The organism is Pelistega europaea, assembly GCF_013133775.1.
Taxonomy (GTDB): Bacteria; Pseudomonadota; Gammaproteobacteria; order Burkholderiales; family Burkholderiaceae_B; genus Taylorella; species Taylorella europaea.
The window spans coordinates 1-795 of the sequence record NZ_JABGBO010000026.1 but is presented as its reverse complement, the minus strand read 5'-3'; the positions used below and the strand labels follow the sequence as shown (position 1 = coordinate 795).

Below are 795 nucleotides of genomic sequence, written 5' to 3'. Positions count from 1 at the left end.
AACAGCTAGAACGGGTCAGTAGCTCAGTCGGTTAGAGCACCGTCTTGATAAGGCGGGGGTCGCTGGTTCGATTCCAGCTTGACCCACCAAAGTATTACGGTGAGCAGCTCAAAGCTGTTAACAGTAAACATACGTGTAGAAGCGAGAAGAGCGAGGCGTGAGCGAGGACGTGTACTAAGGTACACGACGAAGCGAAACAACAAAGCTATTCGATGCTTGTGATACGAGGAATGCTAGGCGCGAGCAAGGACGTGTACTAAGGTACACGACGCCGCGAAGCAACACCGCAGTCCGATGTATATTGGGGGATTAGCTTAGTTGGTAGAGCGCCTGCTTTGCAAGCAGGAGGTCATCGGTTCGATCCCGTTATCCTCCACCACTCTTTAAGCTGTAAGAAGACAAGATTCTGATAGGAATAACAAGCCAAAAAGGTTTTATATTGCCCCTTAATTAATTTAAGGGGGTTATCAGCTATTGTAAGGTGAACGAAGTTCATGCTATAATAGCGGGCTGTTCTTTAACAATTTGGAAGAAGCACAACAAGTAAATCTGATGTGCGTTTAAAGTCAACATACAGGATGTTGCTTTAGATAAACATCAACAATTTATGGGTTGTGATTGCATTATTTTTTGAAGTTCTCAACGCTGTAGATAAGAACATTTTTTGTTTTTATTGTACAGAATATTTGATGAACGGCACAAAACAACGCGAACTCAAGCGATGGGGTGTATATGGGTATACAGCATACCGAAAAGGCATATACAGTCCAGTGAATCAGAGATGATTCACGAAGT

General features: G+C 43.5%; 2 tRNA genes. Both read left to right on the top strand.

The features are described from left to right. Nucleotides 1-12: 12 nt before the first annotated feature. Nucleotides 13-89, top strand: a tRNA-Ile gene (locus HKX40_RS10560). Nucleotides 90-303: 214 nt separating this feature from the next. Beyond that, a tRNA-Ala gene (locus tag HKX40_RS10555) sits at nucleotides 304-379 on the top strand. Nucleotides 380-795: the final 416 nt, after the last annotated feature.